Source organism: Micromonospora lupini, assembly GCF_026342015.1.
Classification (GTDB): domain Bacteria; phylum Actinomycetota; class Actinomycetes; order Mycobacteriales; family Micromonosporaceae; genus Micromonospora; species Micromonospora lupini_B.
The window spans coordinates 174636-199796 of the sequence record NZ_JAPENL010000001.1 but is presented as its reverse complement, the minus strand read 5'-3'; the positions used below and the strand labels follow the sequence as shown (position 1 = coordinate 199796).

The 25161-nt window shown below is 73.0% G+C and carries 21 protein-coding genes; 5 read left to right on the top strand and 16 right to left on the bottom strand.

Annotation, left to right across the window (positions count from 1 at the left end; translation table 11 throughout):
* Positions 1-283 precede the first annotated feature (283 nt).
* The gene (locus OOJ91_RS00885) at positions 284-1357 is read left to right on the top strand and encodes a hypothetical protein (RefSeq protein ID WP_266241377.1); all 1074 of its coding nucleotides are present in this window, start codon (positions 284-286) and stop codon (positions 1355-1357) included.
* 108 nt (positions 1358-1465) lie between these two features.
* Complete coding sequence (locus tag OOJ91_RS00880) at positions 1466-2392, top strand: acetamidase/formamidase family protein (RefSeq protein ID WP_266241376.1); 927 nt, start codon at positions 1466-1468, stop codon at positions 2390-2392.
* 43 nt (positions 2393-2435) lie between these two features.
* Here OOJ91_RS00880 and pdxY read toward each other — a convergent pair whose 3' ends face one another.
* The 15 genes from pdxY to OOJ91_RS00805 form a co-directional block, all read right to left on the bottom strand.
* Positions 2436-3287, bottom strand: a complete 852-nt coding sequence (gene pdxY, locus OOJ91_RS00875) for a pyridoxal kinase PdxY (protein WP_266241375.1) — start codon at positions 3285-3287, stop codon at positions 2436-2438.
* Positions 3288-3466: 179 nt separating this feature from the next.
* On the bottom strand, positions 3467-4252 hold the full coding sequence (locus tag OOJ91_RS00870; RefSeq protein ID WP_266241374.1) for a S1 family peptidase: 786 nt from the start codon (positions 4250-4252) through the stop codon (positions 3467-3469).
* Between the two features lie 116 nt (positions 4253-4368).
* The gene (locus tag OOJ91_RS00865; protein ID WP_266241372.1) at positions 4369-4533 is read right to left on the bottom strand and encodes a hypothetical protein; all 165 of its coding nucleotides are present in this window, start codon (positions 4531-4533) and stop codon (positions 4369-4371) included.
* A 141-nt stretch (positions 4534-4674) separates the two neighbouring features.
* On the bottom strand, positions 4675-5802 hold the full coding sequence (locus OOJ91_RS00860; RefSeq protein ID WP_266241371.1) for an LLM class flavin-dependent oxidoreductase: 1128 nt from the start codon (positions 5800-5802) through the stop codon (positions 4675-4677).
* An 18-nt stretch (positions 5803-5820) separates the two neighbouring features.
* Positions 5821-6888 (bottom strand): LLM class flavin-dependent oxidoreductase, encoded by a 1068-nt coding sequence (locus OOJ91_RS00855; protein ID WP_266241370.1) that lies wholly within the window; start codon positions 6886-6888, stop codon positions 5821-5823.
* Complete coding sequence (locus OOJ91_RS00850) at positions 6885-7400, bottom strand: GNAT family N-acetyltransferase (RefSeq protein WP_266241369.1); 516 nt, start codon at positions 7398-7400, stop codon at positions 6885-6887. The genes OOJ91_RS00855 and OOJ91_RS00850 overlap by 4 nt, the downstream gene beginning before the upstream one ends.
* Positions 7397-8752 carry an NtaA/DmoA family FMN-dependent monooxygenase gene (locus OOJ91_RS00845; protein WP_266241367.1) on the bottom strand — a complete coding sequence of 452 codons (1356 nt, stop codon included), beginning with the start codon at positions 8750-8752 and terminating at the stop codon, positions 7397-7399. Before OOJ91_RS00845 ends, OOJ91_RS00850 begins: the two co-directional genes overlap by 4 nt.
* Before the next feature lie 14 nt (positions 8753-8766).
* The gene (locus OOJ91_RS00840; RefSeq protein ID WP_266241365.1) at positions 8767-9975 is read right to left on the bottom strand and encodes an LLM class flavin-dependent oxidoreductase; all 1209 of its coding nucleotides are present in this window, start codon (positions 9973-9975) and stop codon (positions 8767-8769) included.
* Entirely contained in the window at positions 9972-11627 is a 1656-nt protein-coding gene (locus OOJ91_RS00835) for a dipeptide ABC transporter ATP-binding protein (protein WP_266241363.1), read from the bottom strand. The genes OOJ91_RS00840 and OOJ91_RS00835 overlap by 4 nt, the downstream gene beginning before the upstream one ends.
* Positions 11627-12514, bottom strand: a complete 888-nt coding sequence (locus OOJ91_RS00830; RefSeq protein ID WP_266241362.1) for an ABC transporter permease — start codon at positions 12512-12514, stop codon at positions 11627-11629. The genes OOJ91_RS00835 and OOJ91_RS00830 overlap by 1 nt, the downstream gene beginning before the upstream one ends.
* A gap of 4 nt (positions 12515-12518) precedes the next feature.
* Positions 12519-13454: an ABC transporter permease gene (locus tag OOJ91_RS00825; RefSeq protein WP_266241361.1), complete on the bottom strand. Its 936-nt coding sequence runs from the start codon at positions 13452-13454 to the stop codon at positions 12519-12521.
* A 1-nt stretch (position 13455) separates the two neighbouring features.
* The gene (locus OOJ91_RS00820; RefSeq protein ID WP_266241360.1) at positions 13456-15099 is read right to left on the bottom strand and encodes an ABC transporter substrate-binding protein; all 1644 of its coding nucleotides are present in this window, start codon (positions 15097-15099) and stop codon (positions 13456-13458) included.
* A 446-nt stretch (positions 15100-15545) separates the two neighbouring features.
* Positions 15546-16454 (bottom strand): zinc-binding dehydrogenase, encoded by a 909-nt coding sequence (locus OOJ91_RS00815; protein WP_266241359.1) that lies wholly within the window; start codon positions 16452-16454, stop codon positions 15546-15548.
* A 104-nt stretch (positions 16455-16558) separates the two neighbouring features.
* On the bottom strand, positions 16559-17092 hold the full coding sequence (locus OOJ91_RS00810) for a flavin reductase family protein (RefSeq protein WP_266241358.1): 534 nt from the start codon (positions 17090-17092) through the stop codon (positions 16559-16561).
* 211 nt (positions 17093-17303) lie between these two features.
* Positions 17304-18245, bottom strand: a complete 942-nt coding sequence (locus tag OOJ91_RS00805; RefSeq protein ID WP_266241357.1) for a hypothetical protein — start codon at positions 18243-18245, stop codon at positions 17304-17306.
* Positions 18246-18531: 286 nt separating this feature from the next.
* On the opposite strand from OOJ91_RS00805, the gene OOJ91_RS00800 reads away from it, so the two are divergent.
* Positions 18532-19512 carry an ATP-binding cassette domain-containing protein gene (locus tag OOJ91_RS00800; protein WP_266241356.1) on the top strand — a complete coding sequence of 327 codons (981 nt, stop codon included), beginning with the start codon at positions 18532-18534 and terminating at the stop codon, positions 19510-19512.
* A complete protein-coding gene (locus tag OOJ91_RS00795) occupies positions 19509-20336 on the top strand; it encodes an ABC transporter permease (protein WP_266241355.1) in 828 nt (275 codons plus the stop codon). The genes OOJ91_RS00800 and OOJ91_RS00795 overlap by 4 nt, the downstream gene beginning before the upstream one ends.
* Here OOJ91_RS00795 and OOJ91_RS00790 read toward each other — a convergent pair.
* A complete protein-coding gene (locus OOJ91_RS00790; protein ID WP_266241354.1) occupies positions 20333-23512 on the bottom strand; it encodes a BTAD domain-containing putative transcriptional regulator in 3180 nt (1059 codons plus the stop codon). The two genes, OOJ91_RS00795 and OOJ91_RS00790, sit on opposite strands and share 4 nt — an antisense overlap.
* 182 nt (positions 23513-23694) lie before the next feature.
* On the opposite strand from OOJ91_RS00790, the gene OOJ91_RS00785 reads away from it, so the two are divergent.
* On the top strand, positions 23695-25155 hold the full coding sequence (locus OOJ91_RS00785; RefSeq protein WP_266241352.1) for an SDR family oxidoreductase: 1461 nt from the start codon (positions 23695-23697) through the stop codon (positions 25153-25155).
* The last annotated feature ends 6 nt before the right edge of the window (positions 25156-25161 follow it).

Below are 25161 nucleotides of genomic sequence, written 5' to 3'. Positions count from 1 at the left end.
CGGCGATCGGCATGCGGCCGCTGACGGGGACTGCCCGGCGCGGGTGGTGGGGCCACCTCGCGCGTCCCCGCATCCGGAGAGGAGTGGGCGCGCTGGCTCCCGAGCGCGACCGACCACAGCATTGCATTCGACAAGCGTCAATACAAGGCCGGCGGCGGTGCCGGGTCGTGGGACGCGAGCCCGTCGAGAAGCGGCTGCCTGCTCGTCGCCGCGGGGACACGTGCCGGGCCCCTGCACCGACGATGATCCATCGTGGCCTGTCAATTCGACGCGGGAGCACACCATGCGCGACAGAAGCAGCACGAGCCGGCGAACCCGGGTGGCGAGGGCACTGACCGCGACGGCCGCCGTGGCGGCGTTGGCCGTCGCTCCGTTCGCGGCGCCGACGCCCGCCACCGCCGCCGTCAGCCGGGCCGAGCTGGCCCTGCGGTGGGCGCCCGTCCACTACCAGGACGTCGACGCCACCGGCGCCCACGCCCTGGGCGGTCAGTCCGACTATCTGACCGCCGTGGACTTCGACGGCGACCTGAACGGGCGCAACAACTGGGACCGCGCCGGCCAGGCCGGCACCTCGCTCGCGGCGCACGCGTACTACTCCGTCGTGGAGACGAGCACGCACTGGTACATCACGTACCTCTTCTTCCACCCCCGGGACTGGACCGACCACCCGTTCTTCGAGACCGAACACGAGAACGACGGCGAGGGCGTTCTCTTCGCGGTCGAGCGCGACGGCTCCCCGTACGGCGTCCTGCGCGGCGCGGTCACCGTCGCACACAGCGACTTCTACTCGTACACGCCGGCCGGCAGCACCTGGACCAGCGGCCGGGAGAGCGTCGACGGCACCCTCCAGTTCCAGACGTCACCGCACGACTCGTTCGCGCATCCGGTGACCGCGCAGGAGGCGCAGGGGCACGGCCTGAAGGCCTATCCGCAGTACGCCATCAACGGCGACGGCCTGGTCTACTACCCGTCCACTGTCGCCGAGACGCCGAGCAGCGGCGACGACCGCGACGTGCGCTACCAACTCGTCGACATCTTCGCCGCCGGGGGCCTGTGGGCGCAGCGGACCAACGCGAACCTGTTCGCCAGCCTGGGTACGTTCGCCGGCGACACCTCAGGCGACTGCGGCTCGGGCACGTGGAGCTGCTCGGCGAACTCCGCGAACGCCCCGTGGGGCTGGGACGACGGCAACGACGTACCCGCCCGCGGTGAGTTGGCCAGCGACCCGGCGAAGGTGTCCGCCGAGTACTTCGCGGTCCCGGCCGGGCTGGCGCGCGGCTACAGCTACAACCCGTACGCCGGGGCCGCCGCGGCGCTGGCCGAGGCGGCCAGGACGGCAGCGCCGACAGTCGACTGACTGTCGAGGTGCGCGGTCGGCCCGGGTCGGACCGGCCGCGCACCGGCTTTCCAGCCGTCGCCGGGCGCGCGGGTCGCGCCGCTCCACGCCGGCACGTAGCCTGCCCAGATGCGACACACCCTCGCACCCGGCGACGAGACCCTGCACGGTCACTTCTCCCCCGACCTTCCGCCGACGCTCACCATCGACCCCGGCGACACAGTCACCTACCGCACCCTGGACTGCTGGTGGTCGGCCGGCCCGTACGCCGGTGGGCCGAACCGGGACCGTCCCCGCGCCCCGCAGTACCAGCCCGACCACGGGCATGCGCTGATCGGGCCGGTCGCGGTGCGCGGTGCCCGCGCCGGCCAGACCCTCGCGGTACGCGTCGACGCGATCGTGCCGGCCACCTGGGGTACGACTGTGGCCGGCGGGTGGCCGAGCGGGTTCAACAAGCGCTACGGCGTCGAGACCGACGGCGTGGTGCACGCCTGGGAACTGGACCCGGTGGCGCTGACCGGCCGCAACCAGCACGGCCACACGGTGGCGCTGCGCCCGTTCATGGGGGTGCTCGGCATGCCGCCCGCCGAACCGGGGAAGCACTCGACAATTCCGCCTCGGCCCTGCGGCGGCAACCTGGACTGCAAGGACCTGACCGCCGGCAGCACCCTGCTGCTGCCGATCCCTGTCGACGGGGCGCTGTTCTCGGTCGGGGACGGGCACGCCGCGCAGGGCGACGGCGAGGTCGGCGGTACGGCGATCGAGTGCCCGATGGACGAGGTGACGCTGACCTTCGACGTCCGCGACGACTTCCCGGTCACCGGCCCGGTGGCCCGCACCGCCGACGCCTGGCTGACGTTGGGCGTGGGCGCGTCCCTCGACGACGCGACGTTCATGGCCCTCACCTCGATGCTGACCCTGCTGCAACGGCTGCACGGCCTCAGCCGACCGGACGCGGTGGCGCTGGCCAGCGTCGTCGTCGACGTGCGGGTGACCCAGATCGTCAACCAGACCGTCGGCGCGCACGCGGTGCTTCGCGACGACGCGCTGCGCTGAGCCGCCTGGGATCGCCGTGCCGCTGCGACGCGGCGGCCCGCCGTCAGCGCAGTCGGCGGGCGGTGAACCTCGTGGGCGGCTGGGCGATCGCGTCCTGCGCCGCGATCAGCTGGATCTCCCGGGTGCCCGCCGCGAGTGTCGCCTCGAGGACGGCGAAGACTGATGAGATGGTGCGCTCCAACGCAATCGCCGGTGAGCCGGAGGTCGACAGGTGCGCCAGGTACAGCGCCGCGGTGACGTCGCCCCCGCCGTTCGGGTTGATCGGCAGCAGCGGCGTGGTCACCGCCCAGGCGCCCTCGTCGGAGACCGCCACCACCTCAAGCGAGCCCGCCGGCACGTCGCCGTGCAGCACGCTTGTGACGAGGACGTGCCTCGGCCCGGTGGCGCGTACGACGTCGACGGCGTCCAGCACCTCCGCCAGCGAGGACGTCTCGCGGCCGGCGAGGAAGTTCAGCTCGAAGTGGTTCGGCGTGATGATGTCGGCGCGCGGCACGACTGTGTCACGCAGGTACTCCGGGATGCCCGGCCGGACGAACATGCCCCGACCGAGGTCGCCCATCACCGGGTCGCAGCAGTACACCGCGGCCGGGTTGAGGGCCTTGACCTGGGCCACGGCGTCCAGGATCACGGCACCCACTGCCGGATCACCCTGGTAGCCCGACAGCACCGCGTCGGCGTCACCGAGGACCCCCCGGTCGGCGATGCCGGCGATCACCTCGGCCACGTCGGCGGCCGCCAGCAGCGGTCCACGCCACGCGCCGTACCCGGTGTGGTTGGAGAAGTGGACAGTCAGGACGGGCCAGACCTCGTGCCCGAGCCGCTGGAGGGGGAAGACGGCGGCCGAGTTGCCGACGTGGCCGTAGGCGACCGACGACTGGATGGACAGGATCTGCACCGACTCATCATGGCGGCCTCCGACGACACCGAACGCGCGGCCTGCCGAATCTGTCGGCTGGCCCACTCCGGGCGCCGCCGCGCGGTACCGGACCGCGCCGGGCCGAAGCCGGCGCACGAGCGGGCGACCCGGACCGTGGTCGTCCGGGCCGCCCAAGAGGTCGTACGTCGGGGGGTTCGTCAGCCGCCGAGACTCGCCGCGGCCGAGGCGATCGACGAGGCGAAGTAGCTCACCTGGGTGTAGACACCCGGGTAGTTGGGTCGGGCGCAACCGTTGCCCCAGCTGACGATGCCGACCTGGATCCACGCGTTGGTGGCGTCGCGGCGGAACATGGGGCCGCCCGAGTCGCCCTGGCAGGTGTCCGTGCCGCCGCTGGCGTAGCCGGCGCAGATCTCCTCGGCGGGGATGAGGTCGCCGCCGTAGTTGGAGTTGCAGGTGGAGTCGCTGACGAACGGCACGGTGGCCTTGAGCAGGTACCGCTGCTGGCCGCCACCCTCGCGCGCGGCGCCCCAGCCGGCGATGGTGAAGGTGCCGCTGTCGTACGCGGTGGTGGTGGCGATCTTCAACGTGCTCAACCCGGTCACGGGGGTGGCCAGGCGGATCAGCGCCCAGTCCTTCCCGGCGCCGTTGTAGCCGGGAGCGCGGTAGACGTAGTTGGACCGGACGGTGATCCGGCTGGACGACTGGAGGTCGACAGTCCCGAGGGTCGCGGTGATGCTGGTGTTGGTGCCTGTCGAACCCACGCAGTGCGCCGCGGTGAGCACCAGCCGGGAGCTGTAGAGGGCCCCGCCGCACCCCATCGAGAGCCGCACCATGAACGGGAACTCGCCCTGCGCGGCGCGGGTGCCGCCCACGACGTTCGGCGTGACGGGGCTGTCGGCCGCGGCGGCGGGCGCCGCGAGGGTGAGGCTGGCCGCGGCCAGCGCGGCGGCCACCAGGCCGGTGAGGGTACGCCAGCGAACCATGCATTCCTCCGCATCAGGACGGTACGCCTCGTGAGCGCACCTTGATTCGAGATAGCGATCATCATATTGAGGTGCATGGATGTTGCGGGTCATCCCCGCTGGATCGTATTCCCGCGTTATGGGGCCGAGGCGTCGTCGTCGCGCCTGCCACGTCGATCTCCGCGACGGCCACGGGCGGCGCCGACGGCAAGCAGGCTGACCACCGCGGCTGCCAGTTGCAGCGCGGCGCCGAGCAGATCGACGATGGGGGAAAGGGCGCTGGTGTCGGGGACAAGGTCCATGGCGGCCTCCGGGTTACGACCCACCATCCGCGCTCCGCGGAGGGCTTCCCCCGGGCCCGGCCGTATCGACGGGCGCCACAGTCATTATGGCAGCGCTCGACGACCAGGGGAACCGGCAGCCGTGTACGGCGACGAGCGCGGTCAGTCCCGCCACTCCTTGGCGAGCAGCTCGTAGGAGCTGACCCGGTCGGCGTGCGCGTGCGTGATCGTGGTGATCAGCAACTCGTCGGCGCCCGTGACGTCGCGCAGGGTCCGCAGTCGCTCGGTGACCGTGCCGGGCGAGCCGACGAACTGCGTGTCGACCCGGTCGGCGACGAGCCGACGGTCGGCGTCGGTCCAGGGCAGCGCGGCGGCCTGTTCCGGGCTGGGGAACGGGATGGCCCCCTCGCCACTGCGGATGCTGCGCACCCAGGGCCCGTACGGCGTGGCGAGGCGGTGTGCGGCCTCGTCGGTCTCGGCGACCACGACGTCGGCGGAGACCACCACGTACGGCTGCGTCAACACGGCCGAGGGCCGGAACGCGGCCCGGTAGGCGGCGACCGCGTCGAGCACCGAGGAGGGGCTGACGTGGTAGTTGGCGGCGAAGGGCAGGCCCAGCGCGCCGGCGAGTTGTGCGCTCTCCCCGCCGCTGCTGCCCAGCAGCCACACCCGCAGGTCGGCGCCCTCCCCCGGAACGGCGTGCGCGTCCAGGCCGTCGGCGTCGGTGTAGTCGCCGCGCAGCAGGGCCAGCACGTCGGCCAGCTGGTCGGCGAAGGCCGGCGGTTGCGCGCCCGGCTGGTGCAGCAGCGAGCTGCTCAGGGCGAATCGGGGGGAGGCGAGCACGCCGGCGTAGGAGAACGGCGGCGGGATCAGCAGTCCGTCGACCACCCGGGCCTCGGCCTGCGGCGGCGGGGTGGACGCGGCGAGTTCTCGGACGGCCTCCACACGCCGCTGTCCGGACCGGCCCAGGCCGAGGTCGATCCTCCCCGGATACAGGGCGGCGAGGGTGCCGAACTCCTCGACCACCGACAGGGCGGTGCGGTGGCCGACCTGGACCGCGCCGGAGCCGACGCGGAGCACGCTTGTGGCCGAGGCCACCTGCCCGATGAGCACGGCCGGCGCCGAACTGGCCACGCCTGCGGCGAGGTGGTGCTCGGCCAGCCAGTAGCGGTGGTAGCCGGACTGCTCGGCCCGGCCGGCCAGGTCGACCGTGTTGCGCAGCGCGTCGGTGACGGTGCCGCCGGCGGGAACCGGGCAGAGATCGAGAACGGACAGAGGGGTCGCTGACATCGTGGTCCCCGTTTCTGGTCAGGCCGGCGCGACGGCGGTCACCGGCGCGCGGAAGGGGCGGCTGGGGATCTCCCGGCGCAGCACCGGCGCCACCTCGGCCTGGAACAGCTCCAGGCTCTCCCGGTGCTGCTTGTCGGTCAGCCCGTCGTGGTCGGCCTGGAGGTGGATGACCTCGTGGCCGAACTGCTCGTGGTAGCGCAGCACCTTGTCGATGATCTGCTGCGGACTTCCCACGAGCATCGAGCTGCGCTCGATGGCGTCGGACAGGGTGTGGAAGACCGGCGGAATGCCGAGCCGGCCGAACGCGGCGAGCCGGGCGTCGAAGATCGGCCGGTACCTCTCGATCGCCTCCTGCGACGTGCGCGCCACGTGGAATCCCGCGGTCCCGGCGCCGACGAGGGCGTCGGCCGGGTCGTGTCCGTAGTGGACCCACCGATCCCGGTAGTGGCGGATCAGCTCGGCGTAGGGCTCGATGGGGTTGGTGACGTTGGCCGAGAAGATCGGGTCGCCGTAGCGGGCGGCGAGGTCGACCGACTCCCTGCTGGTGGCACTGCCGTGCCAGACCCGGATGGGCTGTTGCAGCGGGCGGGGCCAGGTCTCGGCCTCGGTGAGCGACGGCCGGTACGTCCCGGACCAGGTCACCTTCTCCTCCCGCCAGAGCCGACGGAACAGCTCGTAGCCCTCCCGGTTGCGGTCCCACTGGTCGTCGGCGGTGACGTGGAAGAGCTGGGCCTGCGCGGCGCCGTTGCCCTTGCCGATGATCAGTTCGAGCCGTCCGTCGGAGAGGTGGTCGAGGGTGGCGTAGTCCTCGTAGGCGCGGACCGGATCGAGCAGGCTCAGGGTGGTGACAGCGGTGAAGAGCCGGATCGTGGCGGTCCGGGCCGCGATGTGGCTCAGCACCACAGGCGGCGAGGAGGAGATGAAGGGGCGTTCGTGCCGCTCGCCGACGCCGTACCCGTCGAAGCCGAGCTCCTCGGCGAGAACTGCGGTGTCGATCACCTCGCGGAACCGGTCGGTGGTGCTCCTGCGCCGGCCGGTGACCGGGTCGGGCAGATGGGTGATCAGGGTTATCAGCAGAAACTTCATGCCGGGACCGTCACTTTCGGCGGCAGGGTCAGGGGCGGGCGCACCGCAAGGGCGAAGCAGCGCGAGTACGGCAGGGCGTCGTACGGGGCGAAGACCGGGATCGGGTGGTAGCCCGCCCGCTCGTACCGGCGGACCGCGTCGGGCTGGCGGTCACCGGTCTGCAGCACGATCCGTGCCGCGCCGAGCTGGCCGGCGGCCTCGCGGACCGCGTCGAGCAGGATCGCGGCGACTCCGCGCCCCCGATGGGCGGGCAGCACGTACATCCGTTTGAGTTCCAGGTCGGGGCCGTGCCAGCGCAGCGCGGCGTGCCCGACCGGCGTGGCGTCGACGGTGTACGCCACACCCGTCCAGGCCACCGAGGTCGGGGCGAGCACCTGGGTGTCCGGCAGGTGGATCGGGTCGGCGGGGCGGTCGGCGTACCGCCGACGCAGTTCCGTGGTCATCGCCGCGCGCAGGGCGGCGGCGTCCGGATCGTCCCCGCGTCGCCGGCACACGGTGACCGGCGGGCTCACGCCGCACCGACCGGGGTGACCGGGCGGGCGGGGCCGAGGCCGAGGTGGTCACGCAGGGTGGTGCCGGTGTACTCGGCGCGGAACACTCCGCGCTCCTGCAGCAGCGGAACGACCTGGTCGACGAACTCGTCGAGACCACCCGGGGTCAGGTGCGGCACCAGGATGAACCCGTCGGCGGCGTCGGACTGCACGAAGTGGTCCATCCGCTCGGCGACCTGCCGCGCGGTGCCGACGAACGACTGCCGGCCGGTGACCTCGATGACCAGGTCGCGCATGCCGAGGCCCTTCTCCTCGGCCAACGTCCGCCACTGCCGGGCGGTGGCGACCGGGTCGGGGTACATGCCGGCCCGACCCCTGCTGATCGTGTCGGCGGTGACGTCCGGGTCCTCGGCGGGCAGCGGGCCGTCGGGGTCGTACCCGGACAGGTCACGGTTCCACAGCTGCTCCACCAACAGGATCGCGGTCTGCGGACTGACCTGCTGGCGGCGGATGTGGTGGGCGCGTTCCTGCGCCTCGGCGTCGGTGTCACCGAGGACGACTGTGACCCCGGGAATGATCTTCAACTCGTCGGGGTGGCGACCGAACCGGGCCAGCCGGGACTTCACGTCCCGGTAGAACTCCTGACCGGCCTCCAGGGTGCCGTGCCGCGAGAAGATCGCATCCGCGCTGGACACCGCGAACTCGCGCCCGTCGGGCGAGTCGCCGGCCTGCAGGATCACCGGGTGCACCTGCGGACTGCGCGGAACGGTGAAGTGCCCGGCGATGTCGAACTGGTCGCCGTGGTGGGCGAAGGCGCCCGGGTCGGCGTCCGCGACGTACCGGCCGCCGTCCTGGTCCCCCACGATCGCTCCCGCCGGCCACGACTCCCACAGCGTCCGGGCGGTACGCACGAACTCGGCGGCCCGTTCGTAGCGCAGCGAACGGTCGAGGTAGCCGCCCCGGCGGAAGTTCTCCCCGGTGAACGCGTCGGAGGTGGTGACGACGTTCCAGGCGGCCCGCCCACCGGAGAGGTGGTCGAGGCTGGCCAACTGGCGGGCCAGCTCGTACGGCTCCCGGAAGGTCGTGTTGAGCGTGCCGGCCAGGCCCAGGTGGGTGGTGACCGCGGCGAGGGCGGCGAGCAGGGTCAACGTGTCCGGGCGGCCGACCACGTCCAGGTCGTGGATGCGGCCTCGCTGCTCGCGCAGGCGCAGCCCTTCGGCGAGGAAGATGAAGTCGAACGTGCCCCGTTCCGCCGTGCGGGCCAGGTGGACGAAGGAGGAGAAGTCGATCTGGCTGCCGGAGTCCGGATCGCTCCAGACCGTGGTGTTGTTCACGCCGGGGAAGTGCGCGGCCAGGATGATCTGCTTGGGCATGACGGTCTCCAGACTCAGGCGGTCGCGGCGACGGCGTAGCGGCTGGCCGGTCGGGTCAGGCCGAGCAGGCCACGAAGCGTCCCGCCCGGATATCCGGCGCGGAAGAGACCGCGTGCACGCAGCGCCGGCACCAGCGCCCGGGTGATCGCGGTCAGATCGTCGGGGAGGACGGCCGGCCGCAGCCGGAAACCGTCCACCCCGGCCCGGTGCCACTCGACCAGCAGGTCGACGAGCTGCCCCGGCGTACCGGAGAAGAGGGCCGCGTCCGACGTGAACGGCGCGCCGTGCAGGTCGTCGAGACGGTTCCTGCGCTTGCGGGCGAGCGTCGGCGTCTCGTCGAGCAGCACGACCAGGTCGGCGAGGACGCGCAGCGGTGGCCCGCCGCGGCCGACTGTCTCCTCGACAGCCCGGACCTCCGCGACGACGGCGGCGGCGTGTCCGGGGTCGGTCGGGGTGACGAAGACGACGTCGGCGTGCCGGGCGGCGAAGGCGTACGGCACCGACGAGTGGGCCAGCACGGCGACCACCGGCTGGCCCTGCGGTGACCGGGGCACGATGGAGGGGCCCTTGACCGAGAACCACCGCCCGGTGAAGTCGACGTAGTGCAGCCGGTCCCGATCCACGAAACGGCCTGTCGCCACGTCCCGGATCTCGGCGTCGTCCTGCCAGCTGTCCCAGAGTCGGCGTACCACGTCCACCGCGTCGCCGGCCTCGGCGAAGAGGTCGCCGACGAGCCGTACCGTCTCCGGCTCGTCGAGCCGGGTCGGGTCCAGCACGGGGATCTCGCGGCGGCCGAAGTGCCCGGCCTCGGCTCGGCGGGCCGAGACCCGGGGCCGCCAACCGGCCCGCCCACCGCTGATGTGGTCAAGCGTGGCCACGGCGGTCGAGACGTGGAACGGTTCGGTGTGGGTGGTGCTGGTGGTCGGGACCAGCCCGATGTGCCGGGTCAGCGGGGCGACCCCGGCCGCGATCTGCACCGCGTCGAGACGCCCCCGGAGCTCGTCGGCGCGGCCGTCCGGGCCGTCGGGCCGCGACGACTGGAGGTCGAGGCTGTCCTCGATGGTGAGCAGGTCCAGAGTGGCCTTCTCGGCCTCGCCGGCGAGCGCGGCCCAGTAGCGGGCGGTCAGCGGCGCTGACGCTCCGGCGCGCGAGCGCCGCCAGGCCGCCGGGTGCCAGCCCAGGCCGTCAAGTGCCACGGCCAGGTGCAGGGTCTTCTCGGTCATTGGCGTACCTCCTGCGGTCGGCCGGCCGTGACGAGCGTGGGCAACGCGTCGAGCAGGGACCGGGTGTAGTCGTGTCGGGGGTAGGTGAAGACATCGCCGACCGGGCCCTGCTCGACCACCGCGCCGTCGTGCATGACCAGCACGCGGTCGCTGAGGTGGTGCACCACGCCCAGGTCGTGGGAGATGAGGAGCAGAGCCGTGCCGTCGGTGGCACGCAGATCGGCCAGCAGGTCGAGGACCTGGGCCTGGACCGAGACGTCGAGCGCGGAGACCGGCTCGTCGCAGACGATCAGGGTGGGTCGTGGGGCGATCGCGCGGGCGATGGCGACGCGCTGCCGCTGTCCGCCGGAGAGCTGTCGCGGGTGCCGGTCGAGCAGCTCCGGCCCGAGGCCGACGCGACGCAGCAGGTCGACGACACGGTCGCGGCGATCGCCCCGACGGACGTCGGGGTCGAGGTTCTCCCCGACGACCTGGGCTACGCGGTAGCGCGGGTCGAAGGAGCTCAGGGGGTCCTGGGAGATCAGTTGCAGCCGGCGGCGCAGCGGGCGACGGACCCGTTCGGGCACCCCGGACCACGGCGCGTTCTCGAAGGTGACGGCGCCGGAGTCGGCGGCCAGGAGGCCGGCGACGATCCGGGCCAGGGTGCTCTTACCGGACCCGGACTCCCCCACCAGCCCCAACGTCTCGCCCCGCGCGATGGTGAAGGAGACGTCCCGCACGACCGTGTGGTCGCCGTACCTCTTGGTCAACCCGGTCGCGTCGAGAAGCGTGTCGCCCGGGCGGACCTCGGGACGGGCGGGCAGCGCCTCCCGCCGCGCGACGCCGCCGTCACGCCCGACCGCGGCGGCGGCGAGCCGGTACCCCCGCGACGACGCCGAGGGCACCGCCGCCAGCAACTGCCGGGTGTACGGATGTGCCGGGGCCCGCAGCAGCCCGGCGGTGGGGCCGTGCTCGACGATCCGACCGTCGCGCATGACCAGCACCCGGTCGGCGACCTGGGCGACCACCGCGAGGTCGTGGCTGATCAGCAGCAGACTCACCCCGGCTGCCCGCCGCTCGGCGAGCAGCCGCAGGATCTGCGCCTGCACGGTGACGTCAAGCGCGGTGGTCGGCTCGTCGGCGATGAGCAGGGCCGGTTCCCCGGCGATCGCCGAGGCGATGAGCGCCCGCTGCCGCAGCCCGCCGGAGAGCTGGTGCGGGTACTGCCGGGCGCGGCGCTCCGGCTCCGGGAGGTGGACCTCGTCGAGCAAATGGGTGACCCGGCCGGCCCGTTCGCGGCGGCCGACGATGCCGTGGGTGGCGAGCACCTCGCCGATCTCGGCGCCCACGGTACGCAGCGGGTCGAGGGAGACCAACGCGTCCTGCAGGACGAGCCCGGCGAGCCGTCCGCGTACCCGTCGCCAGTCCCGTGGGCGGTGGCCACGGACATCCTGGCCGGCAAGGTCGAGCCGGGCGGCGCGGACGCTCGCGCCGGGGCCGGCGAGGCCGACCAGGGTACGGGCGGTGACGCTCTTGCCGGACCCGGACTCGCCGACGATGGCCACGCACTCGCCGCGCTCGACGGTGAGGCTGATCCCTCGGACCGCCGCGACCCGTCCGGTGGGGGTGTCGAAGTCGACGTGCAGGTCCTCGACCGCGAGCAGGGGGGCCATCAGCGCTGCCGCCCGTCGAAGCGGGTCTGCCAGTGCCGGCCGACGACTGTCAACGCCACGACTGTCGCGGTGACCGCGACGCCGGGCAGGACGGTGATCCACCAGGCCACCTGGAGGTAGTTGCGTCCCTCGGAGAGCATCGCGCCCCACTCGGGCGACGGTGGCTGTGGACCCATGCCGAGGAAGCTGAGCCCGGCGGCGATCATGATCGCCTCGCCGAGCCCGATCACCGCGAGAACCGGCACCGGGCCGATCACGTTGGGCAGGACGTGCCGCGCCACCAGCCGGCGTCGGGACAGGCCGAAGGTGACTGCCTGTTCGACGTATGCGGCGCGGCGGACGAGCAGTGTCTGACCACGCACCACCCGGGCGTGGTGCGGCAGGGTGGCGACGCCGATGGCGATGATCAGGCTGACCGTGCCCGGCCCGGCGACGGCGATGAACAGCAACGCCAGGAGCAGGATCGGAAAGGCCGAGATGGCGTCGAAGGCGCGGCTGAGGGTCTCGTCGGCGAGCCGGTGGGTGAGACCGGCGAGCAGACCGAGCAGCACGCCGCCGGTGACAGCGATCGCCGTGGCGGCCACCCCGATGGTGAGCGAGTGCCCGGCCCCGTGCACGACCCGGGTCCACACGTCACGGCCGAGGTGGTCGGTGCCGAACCAGTGCGCGGCGCTCGGCGCTTCGAGCACTCCCAGCGGGTCCGCCGCGAGCGGGTCACCGGGCGCCAGGACCGCCGGCCAGACCGCGGCGACCACGAGCAGGAGCAGGTACGCCCCGGCGGTGAGCAGCCCTGGTCGCCACCGGCGTCGGCGGACGGTCGGGGCGGGCGGGGTGGACGGGTGGGGTATGTGCGCGTCGGTGGTTGCCGGGGCCAGGGTGACTGTCATCGGGTCAGCTCCTCCTCAGGCGCGGGTCGACAAGCAGGTACGTCAGGTCCGCGATGGTGTTGACCGCGACGTAGACGGCGGCGGACAGGGTGACCACCGCCAGCACCACAGGCATGTCCTTGCTTGTCACCGCCGTGAGAGTGACCTGGCCGAGGCCGGGTCGACCGAAGACCTGCTCGACGATGACGGCGCCGCCCAGCAGGATGCCGAAGAGCCAGCCGGCAAGGGTGACGGCCGGCAGCAGCGCGTGCCGCAGCGCGTGCCGCAGGAGCACAGTTCGTTCCCGTACGCCCCGGGACCGGGCGGTCAGCACGAACGGCTCGTCGAGTGCCCGGTCGAGCCCGTCGCGGAGCACCTGGGCGAGCAGTCCCGCGACGGGCAGCGCAAGCGTGACGGCGGGCAGCACCAGCGCGCCGATGCCCTGGTCGCCGGAGACCGGGAACAGTCCGAACCGGAACGACAGGACGCTGAGCAGCACGATGCCGATCAGGAAGGGTGGGGTGGAGACCAGCAGCAGTTCGGCGCCGGAGCTGGCCCTGCGGAGCCAGGGACGACGGTCCCCGGCGGTGGCGACGGCGAGGACGAGGGCGAGCAGCACCCCGAGGCCCGCGGCGGCGAGGGCGAGGGCGAGCGTGGGTGCGAGCTGTTCGCCGATCACCTCTGCGACGGGCCGTTGCAGGAAGTAGGAGCGGCCCAGGTCGCCGCCGGCGAGCCGCCGCAGGTAGTCGAGGTACTGGACGACCGCGGGCCGGTCCAGGCTCCACTCGGCGATGATCTGGGCACGGATCTGCGGGGTGTCCGCCCCGTCGCCGACGATCGTGTCCACCGTGTTTCCGGGCGCGACAAGCAGGGCCAGGTACGCGGCGGTGGCGGCGGCCCAGAGGACGACAAGTCCGGCGGCGAGCCGGCGGGCCGCCGCGCGCAGGGGTGAGCTGTTCATGTCACCTGCCGATCCACAGGTCGTACGCGCTTGCGGGAACCCCGGCGGTGGGCTCGAAGCGGACCCCGCCGACGCTGGTGCTGGCCGCGATCTGGTCGGCCGGCGCGTAGAGCGGGAGCACCAGGGCCTGCTCGGCGACGACACGCTGTTGGAGCTGCGCGTAGATGCCGGCCCGCTTCGCTTGATCGGCGGTGGCCTGACCGGCTTCCAGGAGCTTGTCGGTGCGGGGATCGTTGGCGCGGGTGCGGTTGATGCCGCCCTTCGAGTGCAGCAGCAGGTTCAGCGCCGCGCCCGCGTCGGTGTCGGCTCGCGAGTTGTCGAAGACCTCGTACGCGTTGCGCTCGAACGCCTGGGTGGCGGTGCCCTGGTCGACAAGTGCGATCTTCAGGTCGATGCCGGCGCTCTGCTTCACGGCGGCCTGGACGGCCTGCGCGAGGACGTCGCGGCGGTCGCGGACGTACGGGGCGGCCTGCACCAGCCGTACGGTGAGCCGCCTGCCGTCGCGCACCCGGAAGCCCTCCGCGTCACGCGTCGCCCAGCCGGCCTGGTCGAGCAGGGCGTTCGCCTTGGCGACGTCGCCGCCGTACCCGCCGTCGAGGCTCTTGTCGTACAGCGGGCTGGACGGGCTGATCACGCTCCAGGCGCGGGTGGCGGTGTCGCGGTAGACAGACCTCAGCACGGTGTCGACATCGACGGCCTCCCGGAACGCCTGCCGGACCCGCAGGTCGTCGAAGGGCGCGTGCGAGGTGTTGAAGTAGTAGGAGTAGGCCGAGCCGGAGTTCAGCTCCCGGGTGAGGCGCAGCGTCCGGTTGGCGGTCACCAGGGGCTGGTCGGTGGCGGGCACGCCCTCGACGAGCTGCACCTGGCGGGAGGTGAGGGCGCCGACGCGCACCGCCGACTCCTTGAGGAACCGGTAGGTGATCTCGTCAAGGTAGGCGGGGCCGGTGTGGGTCGCGGTGGGCGGCGCCCAGTCGTAGCCGGGATTGCGCCGGTAGTGCAGCTCCTGGCCGGGGACGTAGCGGTCCAGCACGAACGGCCCGGTGCCGACGACGTCGACGCCGCCGGCCTTGAGGTTCTTCGCCTCGCGAAGCGACTTCGGCGAGACCTGGGCGCCCTGCGGGGAGGCGAGGAAGTCGAGGATGAGCACGTCGGGCGTGGTGAGGATGAGCCGTACGGTGCGCGGGTCGACCACCTCGACGGCCTTGAGGTTGCGCAGTTGCACGGCGGCGACGCCCGGCGCGTACCCGGGCTCGCGGAGTTTGTCGATGTTGGCCTTGACTGCGGCCGCGTCCAGCGGCGTCCCGTCGGTGAAGGTCACCCCGTCGCGAAGCGTCAGGGTGTAGGACCTGCCGTCCGGGGCGGCCTGCCAGCCGGTGGCGAGCCAGGGCACCAGCTTTCCCTGCTTGTCGTACGTGAGCAGGGACTCGAAGGTGTTCCAGACCAGGAGGCGGGCCTTGGCCTGGGCGTACTGGTGCGGGTTGAGGGTGATCGGCTCGGTCTCCACGGCCCAGGTGAGGGCGCCGCCGGAGCGGGGCTCGCCGGCCGCCTCGGCGGCGGGGGCGGCGCCTGTGGAGCAACCGGCGAGGACGGCGAGCAGCGGGGCGATTGTGGCGGCGGCGAGAGTACGCAGACGGCGGGCGGGCATGGCGAGGTCTCCTGTCCAGACAGGCGGTTTCGGGTACGCCGACACCCGACTCCCGCGCGGTTGGGCGGGCCGGTCAGGGGGTGTCGGTGCGGATGGCGCGGCGGTCGGCTCGGCGGTGAGCCCCACCTCGGCGGCCGGTGTGGCGGGCCGGGTACGGGCGAGGGTGCCGGGTCAGGCCAGACAGGAACTCGACCACACCCGACCGAAGTCGATGTGGCCGCGGATCGTCAGCCGCAGCTCGCTGGACATGAGCCGAGTCCACAGTCACCGCCGGGGTGGTGTCAACGAATCGATCGACGGATGTCGGCTATCGCACGTGGCGGGGCCGATTCGTTGACGTAATACCTACTAAAGCTATAGGATTTAAAGGGATTGTGTCCGGTGGTCCGGCCCGGACGTGCACGCGAGCCGGGACCGGCCCACCGGGCAGCCGCCCGACGCCGTGCTCAGTCCAGATCGAGCAGGATCTTCCCCGGCACCCGACGCTCCCGCAGCGCGCCGACCGCCTCCCCGAGGTGGTGCCACGATCCGCGCCAGCCGATCGGCGCCCGCAACACTCCCCGGGCCACGAGGTCCACCAGCAGCGCCAGATCCGCCGCCGGCGACGACGTGTCGCCGAAGGACCGCAGCGTTCGCGCGACGCCCGGGGCGAAGGTCGAGTTCACCGGGAAGACGGCAGGCGCACCGGATGCCCAGCCGATGCTGTGCAGCACCCCACCGGGCGTCAGCAGACCCCACGCGGCCACCAACTGGGCGCCGCCCACGGTCTCCAGCACCACGTCGACATGCTCGACGCCGCCATCGAGGCCGACGATCACCTCGTCGGCGCCGAGCGCGGCCAGTCCCTCGCCCCGCGCCGCCGAGCCGACCACCGCGAGCACGTACGCGCCGAAGTGCCGGGCGAGTTGGACCGCCACCCGACCCACTCCCCCGGACGCGCCGGTGACCAGCACCCGGCGACCGCGCAGCGGACCGGACGCCCGCAGCGTGCGCAACGCGGTGAGGCCGACCATCGGCAGCGCGGCCACCTCGGCCAGGTCGACGGCCGGGGGAACCACCGCGACACTGTCCACCTCGTACACCGCACGCTGCGCCCAGGCCCCCTGCCCGAAGGCGAGCACCCGGTCACCCGGCCGGGGGCCGCTGCCGTCCTCGGCGCCGCGCAGCACGTGCCCGGCGGCGTCGTGGCCGAGCACGCTGCCGGCCGGCCAGACGTCGAGGTGGCGGACCTCGCCGGCGTTGACGGCGGCGTGCCGCACCTCGACGAGCACCTGCCCCGGCCCGGGCGCCGGGTCGGGAACCTCCGTCACCCGGAACCCGTCGACAGCATCCGGTGCGGCGACGATGGCACGCATGGCATCCTCCCGAATTGTGGCGGGCCGGCGCTCCGGTCAGGTCGCGGCCGGTCGGGGCAGTCACCGCCCCGCGTCGGCCGGGATGGCCGTCAGGTTGTGAGCCGTCAGGCGGCGGCCCGACGGACCGGCCCGTCCGGAGCGTCCGCGAGACCGGCGTAACGGCCTCGGTGGTAGAGCAACGGCGAGCCCACGTCGGCGTGCCGCAGCAGTTCCGGCTCGGCCAGCACCACGACGTGGTCGCCGACCGTCACCCGGTCGACGACCCGACACAGGAGCCAGGCCAGGGTGCCGTCGAGAATTGGCGCACCCTGCGGGCCGGGCCGCCACCGGGTGGGCGCGGCGAACCTGTCGATGCCGCTGGTGGCGAAGGTCTGGGCCAACTCGTGCTGGCCGTGGGCGAGCAGATGCACCGCCACGTGTCGGGCCCGCCCCAGCGTCGGCCAACTCGACGAGCCGAGGTTCAGGCAGAACGAGACGATCGGTGGCGACAGCGACACCGAGGTGAACGAGGTCGCGGTGAAGCCGACCGGCGGCGAGCCGGGGGCGGTGACCACCGTGACGGTGCTGGCCTGGTGGCGCAGCAACGTCCGCAGCGCATCGGCGTCGGCATCGGTCACGTCGTCCGCGGACGAGGTCATGGCGTTCCTCCCGAGGGATGGGTCCAGGCGGCAGGGGCGGCCCGCTCAGGCGGGGCTGGGCGCCGTCGGACAGAGCTGCGCGGCGACCCTCATCAGGTCGACGACTCGGCGGGAGGTGAACAGCCGAACAAGCAGCATGAACCGATTTTCCTATCAGACAGGTAGGATTTCAAGTCCCGGGCGCGTGCGCCCTGCCGCCCGACGTCCGGCCTCACCGTGGGACGGCCTCCTGGGCAGCCAGGACGACCAGCTCCTCGGCGCGGGACGCCAGCGGCGCCTTCGCACCGTCGGGCCAGACGAGATAGCCCACCGGCGGGCCTGACGAACCCCAGCGGGCGCCGACGATGGTGGCCGTCCCCGTACCGTTCGACGGGTCGAGCAGGCGTACCCGGGTGCCCGGAGCATGGCCGTCGTCGGCCACGATGAGCAGCACGTCGAGGATCTGGCGGACACCTGTGACGGGCAACTCCGCCACGTACGGCTCGCCCGAGGGTCCCACCCGCGGGGTCATCATCGCCCGTAGGAGCGCCGCGTGCCGGATCGCCTCCTCGCGAACCGGCCAGTCCGGGGCGCGCTCGGCCCGGATGAGCGCCTGCTCGATCATCGACCAGAGCGACACCGGCTCCCGGTCGAGCAGGCGGCGGGCCTCCCGGTCGACCTCGGCGCAGGCCGTGTCGAGGGCGGTGTCCTCGCCCAGCTCCGCGATCCAGACCAGATCCCCCACCTCGGGCAGCAGCCCCGGTGACTCGGCCGCCACCACGAGGTAGAGCATCGCGAGCAGCTCCTCGCGACCGTCACCGTGGTAGAGCGGGCCCACCCCGGCGCCCGTACGCCCCCGACTGGGCGGAAACCGGTCGACGAGGTGGCGGGCACGACCGTTCGGCAGGGCGGCGGCCCGCCGCGTGTCAGTCACCCGCTCCTCGAACGAGCGCCGCTCGCGGCGTTCGACGAGCAGTTGACGGTGGCTGTCGACGCCGATCGGATAGATCGTCCGGCCGTACGTGGCGAGGGTCTCGCCGGGTCGCAGACCGAGCGACTCGAGGTGCCGGGCGGCCACCGAGTAGGCGACGCCGGCGCGGGCCGCCTGCTCCCGGATGGCGCGCTGACGGGCACGTCCCGGGGTCGGGGTGCGGCGGGGGTGGTGATCAGACATGGCGCCTCCGGGGCAGCCCCACGCACTGCACCGAACGGGCGGCGTGACGGGCACACCGAGGGTCGACGCGACGGCGCGGAGTCGGCGACTCTTGGCCCCAGCATGTGGTCGGGCGTGGGCCACCACATCGGGCGCGGGCAGGCGCTCTGCCGGGACCAGCATAACGCGAACCGGCGGCCGCCGGTCGCCCTCCCGGCAGCCCTCCCTCACCGGTGTCGACAGGTGTCGGCGGCGGTGTCGGCGGCGTGTCGGCGCGGTGTCAGGCGACCGGCGCACGCTCTGGGACATGACAACCGATCTGGTGATCGAGGCCGAGGGCCTCGTCAAGACATTCGGGAAGACGAGGGCGCTGCAGGGCGTGGACCTCGCCGTACCCCGGGGGACCGTGCTCGGCGTGCTCGGTCCCAACGGCGCTGGCAAGACCACCGCCGTCCGCATCCTCTCCACGCTGCTCACCCCGGACGCCGGCAGCGCCCGCATCGGCGGCTTCGACGTCGTCCGCGACGCCGAGCGGGTCCGGCAGAGCATCGGCCTCACCGGCCAGTACGCCTCGGTCGACGAGGACCTGACCGGGCGGCAGAACCTGGAGCTGTTCGGCACGCTGCTGGAGCTGGGTCGCTCCGGCGCCCGGCGACGGGCCGCCGAGCTGCTTGACTGGTTCGACCTGACCGACGCCGCGAACCGGCAGGCCAAGACCTACTCCGGGGGTATGCGGCGGCGGCTGGACCTGGCCGCCAGCCTCGTCGGCTCCCCCGACGTGATCTTCCTCGACGAGCCGACGACCGGGCTGGACCCGGCCAAGCGCGAGGACATGTGGGACGTGGTCCGGTCGCTTGTCACCAACGGCTCGACGGTGCTGCTCACCACCCAGTACCTGGAGGAGGCCGACGCGCTCGCGGACGCGATCACGGTGATCGACCACGGGCGGGTCATCGCGCACGACACGCCCGAAGGACTCAAGCGGGTGGTCGGCGGGCAGACGCTTGAGGTCCGGCCGTCCGACCTCGCGGACCTGCCGAGAATCGCGACGATCCTGTCCGACGTCGGCTCCGGCGCGCAGGCCGACGAGATCCGCAAGGGCGTGCTCGCGGTGCCTGTCACCGACGACACGGCCCTGACCGAGAGCGTCGCGCGGTTCGCCTCCGCCGGCATCTCCGTCACCGAACTCTCCCTGCACCTGCCGAGCCTCGACGAGGTGTTCTTCACCCTCACCGGGCGTACGGCATCCGAGGACGACACCACCGCGCGCGTGGAGGTAGCGGCATGAGCACCCTGGTCGGCACACCACCCACCACGAACCCCGTCCTGTCGACGGCCACTGTCAACCCGCGACCGTTCCGGCTCGTGCGGCACTCGCTGGCGCTCGCCAAGCGCAGTCTCATCAAGACCTGGCGGACGCCCGAGGCACTTATCGACGTCACGCTGCAACCGGTGCTGTTCCTCATCATCTTCGTCTACATCTTCGGCGGCGCGGTCGCCGGATCCACACACGACTACCTCCAGTTCCTGCTGCCCGGAATCCTGGCGCAGACCATCGCCACCGGGGCCATCGCGATCGGCGTCAACCTCAACACCGACATCGCCAAGGGCATCTTCGACAGGTTCCGGTCGCTGCCGATCCCCCGCTCCGCACCGCTGGTCGGCGCGGTCCTGGGCGACGTCGTCCGGTACGTGATCGTCACGGTCTCGACCCTCGCCATCGGTTACCTGATGGGCTTCCGGATCGACACCGACCCGTTCCGGGCGATCGCCGGATGCCTGCTCGCGGTGCTGTTCGCGCTCTGCCTGAGCTGGCTGCCGGTCTACGTGTCGATGAAGGTGCGCACCCCGGGCGCCGTGCAGGGCCTGATGTTCGCGCTGATCATGCCGCTGAGCTTCGCGTCAAATGTGTTCGTCGGCGCGGACACCCTGCCCGGCTGGATGCAGGCCTTCGTGGACGTCAACCCGATGACCCACCTGGTGGCGTCGGTACGCGGACTGTTCCTCGGCACCCCGCTCGACTCGCACGTGTGGTGGACCCTCGCCTGGTGCGCAGGCTTCGTGGCGGTGTTCATGCCGCTGGCGCTGCGCGCGTACCGCAAGAAGATCTAGGCGAGCAGGTTCTCCATCAGCTCGCGGATCCGGGTGACGGCCGCGGCCACCGGCCGGGCACGCCAGGCCGCCAGCGACGACTCACGCTGCTCCTCGTCACCGAGGGCGGCGTCGAGTCGTTCGCTGCGCCCGGTCGGGAAGAACAGCTCCATGTGCGTCCCGAGCCGCTTCGCGAGCGCGGACAGTTCGCGGGTGGCGTCGAAGTCGCGCCGGTACGCGGCGAGTTCCGCGCCGCCCGACGCCCACGCCCCGATCACCGGCAGGTCCTTCGAGGTGAACGCGTCCTCGCGGGCGAGCGCCAGCAACGCGGCCGCCTGGGCTGCGGCGTCGGCGCCCGACACCCCCCGCGCGTCGGCCACCCGCAGATACAGGACCGCCACCGAGGCCCGGATCATCACGCGCGGCTGCGGTGGCGGGCCGGTCCAGCCGGCGAGACTACGGTTCACCTCGTCGGCGTGGGTGAGCGCCTCGTCGTAGCGTTCGCGCTGCCAGGCGAGGTGCGCCAGGCCCAGAAGCGCCTGCGCGACGTCCATCTGCTCGGCCTGGCCCGGTGTCGCCGTCTCCCGGAGCCGCCGCTCCGCGTCCGGGTCGCCGGTCAGGGCGAGCTGCACGTCCAGCCGCACCCGGATCGAGCGCGCGTCCTGCTGGGCGCCGACCATCTCCATGTGCCGGACGCTGCGCGCCAGCCACTCGGCCGACCGCCCCTCCCGGCCGGGCAGCAGGAACTGCCCGACGGCGCCCGCGGCCATCGCCATGCCCCAGTGGTCGCCCGCGACCTCGAAGCGGTGGTACGCCTGCTCGGCGTCGTCGATCGACGCCTCGGCCAGGCCGCCGTTCTCCCGTACCGCCGCTCGCGCGATCAGGCCGAGCGCCTGCACGTACGGGTCCGGATGCACGATCATCTCGGTCGCGCTCTTCAGGCTCTGCTCCAGGTCGGACTTGTCGAAGCCGGGCAACGCCACAGCGAACGCGGTCAGCCGCGGCGACACCTCGGCGGGCCGTTCCGCGAGCAGCGTCCGCAGGGCACGTCGACCGAGCACGGCGGGTCGCAGGTCGGCGCTGATGCCACTGTTCACGCTGATCAACAGGCATGTCCAGGCGAGCCGGTCGGCGTGCGGCAGCGGCCGGCCGCTGGCCCGGCCTCGCAGGATCGCCGAGCGTCGACGCCGCTGCGGCTCGTCGACGTGCAGCAGCCCGCGCGCCCACACGAGGACCTCCAGGTGCAGGCCACGCACCGTCCAGAGGTGCAGCAACGCGGTGGCGACGTCGATGACGGCAGGCTCGTCGTCCTGCGCCAGGGCCCACCGCATCCCGGCGACCAGGTTGTCCTGCTCGGCGGCGCAGCGGTCGAGCGCCTCGACCTGGCCGGGGCCGACAAGGCGACCGGCGAGCCCGACCGCCTCGTCCCGGGCCCAGCCGACCAGGCCGGCCATCGCCGCGGCCCGGTCGCCGGACGCGTCCAGGCGTGCCTCGCCGTACTCGCGGACTGTCTCCAGCATCCGGTAGCGCGGCGGGCCGTCCCCCTCGACAAGGGTCAGCAGGGACTGTTCGACGAGCCGCGCCAGACCCCGCCGTACGTCAGGGGTCTGCGCGACCGCGGCGGCGAGATCCGCGGTGAACGGCGCGGGGATGACCGCGACCCGCGCGAGCAGCGTGCGGTCGTCGGGGGCGAGCAGTTCGCGGCTCCAGTCGACCATCGCCCACAGGCTCGCGTGGCGTTCCGGCAGGCCCCGCAGCGCGTCGTCGAGCAGCGCGAACCTGTCGGTCAGCCCGGCGAGCACGTCGTCGATCGGCATGTGCCGCAGTCGCGCGGCGGCCAGTTCGAGGGCCAGCGGCAGGTTGTCGAGCCTGTTGCACAGCGCGAGAGCCCGCGTGGTGTCCCAGGTCGGCACCGCGCCACCGGCCCGCGCGCGGGACTCGATCAGACCGAGCGCGTCGGAGTCCGGCAGGGCGGTCAGCCGGTGCACCCACTCACCGGCCAGGCCCAGCGGCGCCCGGCTGGTCGCGAGCACCGCGACCTCCGGGGCGCTCACCGCGAGCAGGTCGGCGACGACGGCTGCCACCGCGTCGAGGACGTGTTCGCAGTTGTCGAGCACGACCAGTCCGTCGAGGTCCGGCGCCAGGGCCTGTAACCGCTCCTCGGGGCTGAGTACCCGCCGTTCCAGGCCCAGGTTGCCGCCCGTCGTCGAGGTGTCCGCGCCACCGAGCGCCGCGAGCACCGTGGGCAGCACCTCGTCGGGTGAGCGCAGACCGGCCAGCTCCACCACGCGTACCGCCTGCCCGGCCGCCGCCGTACGCCGCGTGACCTCGGCCGCGAGGCGGGTCTTGCCGGCGCCGCCGGACGCCACGATCGTCACGAGGGCCGACTCGTCGAGCGCCGCGTCCAGGGCCTCGACGTCGCGCTCGCGGCCGACGAGGGCTGTCATCGGCCGGCGCCACGCGGCGGGCAGGGCGATCCGCGCGGGCGGGCGGGGTGGGGCGACGGCGGCCGGCGCGGTGAGCTCGCCACGCAGCAGCGCCAGATGGACCTGGGTGATCACGGGCGACGGGTCGGTGCCGTAGCGCTCGGCCAGGTCGTCGCGGAGGCGCTCGACCACCTCCAACGCCTCGGCCTCCCGCCCCTGCGCGGCGAGCACCCGCACGAGCAGGGCGGCGGACGGCTCGTCCGGAGGCGTCCGCGCGGCGAGCCGGCGGAGGTCGGCCTCGTCGTACGGCCCCGCGCCGGCGAGCGCCGCCTCGGCGCGCAGCGCGGCGACCTCGGTGAACAGGCGGGTGTCCTCGATGGTGAGGATCTCCGGGACCTCGGGGAACAGGGCACGGGCCCGGTCGGCCGAGTCCCGGGCCGCCCGCGCGTCGCCGGCCCGCAGGGCGGCACGCCCCCGATCGAGGAGCTCCCGCGACTCGACGGCGTCGACGGTGACCTCGTCGGCGGGCAGGCGGTAACCCCCCGGCACGGCCACCACGGGCAGCCCGAGACGGCGTACGCGGGACACGAGCGCCTGCACGGCCCCTGTCGCGTCGTCGGGCGGCGCCCCGTCCCACACCGCGTCCACGAGCAGGCTTGTGGAGACCGCCCGGCCACGCGCGTCGACGAGCGCGCGGAGCACCGCCGCCAGCCGCTCGCCCCGGACCGGCCGGCCGTCGACGGCGAGGGGGCCGAGGATCGTGATCTGCACGCCACCAGCATCCCCCACGCCGACCACGGCACCGAGCAGGGTGTCCGACGGCGTGCGGGTCGTCGGGGGTGGGCGACGCGGCGGGGGATGCGTCCGGGACGGCGTGGTGCGTACAGTTTCGGGTCGGACTTGGGGTGGGCCGGGGAGAATCCGGCACAGGAAACGGGACGAGACAACGACGCATGACAGTGGACAAGATTGCCCAAAACGGTCAGGACGGTATTGACCGGAACCGGCTGGAGACCTGTCTCAGCGTCTTCGAGGCGTTGGAGGCCCTTCCCTCCGACCACCCGGACGTGGTGCGGGTGCAGCGGGCCACCGCGAAGCTCTACAAGGTGATCAAGCAGCGGCGACGCGAGGAGCGTCGCGACGCCGTCCTCGCGGCAGACCGGGCGGTGACGGAGGCCACTGCCACCGGGGCGCCCGGCCGGATCGACGACGAGACCCAGGGCATCCCCCTCGCCTCCCCCACCGCCGGCACGACTGCGGGATTCCTGCACAACCCGCGCGGCTGCTACATCTGCAAGCAGCGCTACCGCGAGGTGGACGCCTTCTACCACCAGCTCTGCCCGTCCTGCGCCGCGCTGAACCGGGAGCGCCGCGACGCCCGTACCGACCTGACCGGCCGGCGCGCGCTGCTCACCGGCGGCCGGGCCAAGATCGGCATGTACATCGCGCTGCGGCTGCTGCGCGACGGCGCGCACACGACGGTGACCACGCGGTTCCCACACGACGCGGTACGCCGCTTCGCCGCGATGCCCGACAGCGGGGACTGGCTGCACCGCCTGCGGATCGTCGGGATCGACCTGCGCGACCCCGCCCAGGTGATCGCCCTCGCCGACTCGGTCAGCAGCCAGGGCCCCCTCGACATCCTGATCAACAACGCGGCGCAGACCGTCCGCCGCTCGCCCGGGGCGTACGCCCAACTCGTCGCCGCGGAGGCCGCGGCGCTGCCGGACGGTCCCCTGCCGGAGCTGATCACGTTCGCCAAGCCGACCGGCCCGGGTGGCCCGGCGGGGAGCCTGACCGCCGGCACGGAGTCGACAGCGCTCACCCCGCACGCGCTCACCGCGTTGGCGTTGACGAGCGGCTCCGCCTCGCCGGAGCGGATCGCCGCGTCCACCGCCATCGACGCCGGCGGCCTGGTACCGGACCTCGACTCGGTCAACAGCTGGGTCCAGCGGGTGCAGGAGGTCGACCCGGTCGAGCTGCTCGAAGTGCAGCTGTGCAACGTCACCGCGCCGTTCGTACTGGTCAGTCGGCTACGACAGGCGATGGCCGCCGCGTCGGCCCGGCGCAAGTACGTGGTCAACGTCTCGGCGATGGAGGGCCAGTTCGGCCGTGGCTACAAGGGCCCCGGGCACCCGCACACCAACATGGCCAAGGCCGCCCTGAACATGCTCACCCGCACCAGTGCCCAGGAGATGCTTACCGACGGCATCCTGATGACGAGCGTCGACACCGGTTGGATCACCGACGAGCGACCCCACCCGACGAAGATGCGGCTGGCCGACGAGGGGTTCCACGCCCCGCTGGACCTCGTCGACGGCGCGGCCCGGGTGTACGACCCGATCGTCCGCGGCGAGCTGGGCGAGGACCTGTACGGCTGCTTCCTGAAGGACTACGCGCCCTGCGCCTGGTGAACGACG

Coding starts and splice junctions, on each gene's coding strand:
- OOJ91_RS00885 (WP_266241377.1), top strand. CDS start 284: ATGCGCGACAGAAGCAGCACGAGCCGGCGAACCCGGGTGGCGAGGGCA.
- OOJ91_RS00880 (WP_266241376.1), top strand. CDS start 1,466: ATGCGACACACCCTCGCACCCGGCGACGAGACCCTGCACGGTCACTTC.
- OOJ91_RS00870 (WP_266241374.1), bottom strand. CDS start 4,252: ATGGTTCGCTGGCGTACCCTCACCGGCCTGGTGGCCGCCGCGCTGGCC.
- OOJ91_RS00865 (WP_266241372.1), bottom strand. CDS start 4,533: ATGGACCTTGTCCCCGACACCAGCGCCCTTTCCCCCATCGTCGATCTG.
- OOJ91_RS00860 (WP_266241371.1), bottom strand. CDS start 5,802: ATGTCAGCGACCCCTCTGTCCGTTCTCGATCTCTGCCCGGTTCCCGCC.
- OOJ91_RS00855 (WP_266241370.1), bottom strand. CDS start 6,888: ATGAAGTTTCTGCTGATAACCCTGATCACCCATCTGCCCGACCCGGTC.
- OOJ91_RS00845 (WP_266241367.1), bottom strand. CDS start 8,752: ATGCCCAAGCAGATCATCCTGGCCGCGCACTTCCCCGGCGTGAACAAC.
- OOJ91_RS00840 (WP_266241365.1), bottom strand. CDS start 9,975: ATGACCGAGAAGACCCTGCACCTGGCCGTGGCACTTGACGGCCTGGGC.
- OOJ91_RS00835 (WP_266241363.1), bottom strand. CDS start 11,627: ATGGCCCCCCTGCTCGCGGTCGAGGACCTGCACGTCGACTTCGACACC.
- OOJ91_RS00830 (WP_266241362.1), bottom strand. CDS start 12,514: ATGACAGTCACCCTGGCCCCGGCAACCACCGACGCGCACATACCCCAC.
- OOJ91_RS00825 (WP_266241361.1), bottom strand. CDS start 13,454: ATGAACAGCTCACCCCTGCGCGCGGCGGCCCGCCGGCTCGCCGCCGGA.
- OOJ91_RS00820 (WP_266241360.1), bottom strand. CDS start 15,099: ATGCCCGCCCGCCGTCTGCGTACTCTCGCCGCCGCCACAATCGCCCCG.
- OOJ91_RS00815 (WP_266241359.1), bottom strand. CDS start 16,454: ATGCGTGCCATCGTCGCCGCACCGGATGCTGTCGACGGGTTCCGGGTG.
- OOJ91_RS00810 (WP_266241358.1), bottom strand. CDS start 17,092: ATGACCTCGTCCGCGGACGACGTGACCGATGCCGACGCCGATGCGCTG.
- OOJ91_RS00805 (WP_266241357.1), bottom strand. CDS start 18,245: ATGTCTGATCACCACCCCCGCCGCACCCCGACCCCGGGACGTGCCCGT.
- OOJ91_RS00800 (WP_266241356.1), top strand. CDS start 18,532: ATGACAACCGATCTGGTGATCGAGGCCGAGGGCCTCGTCAAGACATTC.
- OOJ91_RS00795 (WP_266241355.1), top strand. CDS start 19,509: ATGAGCACCCTGGTCGGCACACCACCCACCACGAACCCCGTCCTGTCG.
- OOJ91_RS00785 (WP_266241352.1), top strand. CDS start 23,695: ATGACAGTGGACAAGATTGCCCAAAACGGTCAGGACGGTATTGACCGG.